This window comes from Priestia sp. BR_2 (genome assembly GCF_041954005.1).
In the GTDB taxonomy this organism is placed as follows: domain Bacteria; phylum Bacillota; class Bacilli; order Paenibacillales; family Paenibacillaceae; genus Paenibacillus_AQ; species Paenibacillus_AQ lautus_A.
The window spans coordinates 1-934 of sequence record NZ_JAVFHM010000099.1; the positions used below are offsets into that span (position 1 = coordinate 1).

The following is a 934-nucleotide window of genomic DNA, read 5'->3' on the forward strand; positions in this document are numbered from 1 at the left end:
AAATAAAAGCACTATATGTTTATAGAGAGAATATATTATGTGAAAGTAAGGGTGAGAAAAGAGATGAGAGAGTATAGAATTGGGAGTGTTATGAGAGACCTTCGCAAAATGGCAGGGTTGACACAACAAGAATTATCAAGAGACATTTGTACACAAGCGCAAATCAGCAAAATTGAAAACGGTGAAGAATATCCATCAAGCATTACCCTCTATAAAATTTCTAAGCGTCTTGGCGTAGATGTTAACTACTTTTTTGATAGTGTAGAATCACCTCGACTTGATTACGTAGATGCGGTTCAATCGTTAATTCGTCAATATATTCGTCAGAGAGATTATGATGCTATTCATAATATCATTGTAAAAGAAAAAGAAAGTCCTCTGTTTCAAAACCCGCTGAACAAGCAATTTTTAATGTGGCACGAAGGTATTTGCGTGTATTACATTCATCACAACAAAGAAGATGCGCTGTCTAAAATGTACCAAGCGATTGAGCTTACTAAGCAATCGGCAACGTTTTATAAGGAAAGAGAAATTGAAATTTTAAATAGCATTGGGATTATTCTTTATGAAGAGAAAGAGTATGAACAGGCTCTAGATACATATCAAACAGCGCTCAAAAGCTTAAATGAGCTGCCCCAAACAAAAGACGAAAATATAAAAATTAGAATTTTAAATGCACTTGCCAAAACGCTTGGAGATATGAGTAACTATGATGAATCATTAATATATAGCAATCGAGGAATCGATTTGTGCATTAGTAATGAATCAATGTATTTATTTGGAGAACTTCATTACCAAGCAGGAGAGAGCTTAATTAAATTAGGTAAAATTGAACAAGGTAAAGAATATATGGAAAAGTCTATGACAATTTTCACCCTGCAACGAAATGAGCGATTCGTCAAGCTAGTAGAAAAAGAACTTGAGGCTCTATTTG

At 34.0% G+C, this 934-nt stretch carries 1 protein-coding gene; it reads left to right on the forward strand.

Going from position 1 to position 934, the window contains the following annotated elements; genetic code table 11:
• Window positions 1-63: 63 nt before the first annotated feature.
• On the forward strand, window positions 64-934 hold an 871-nt coding region (locus RB298_RS02655), incomplete at its 3' end, for a helix-turn-helix domain-containing protein (RefSeq protein WP_486045619.1).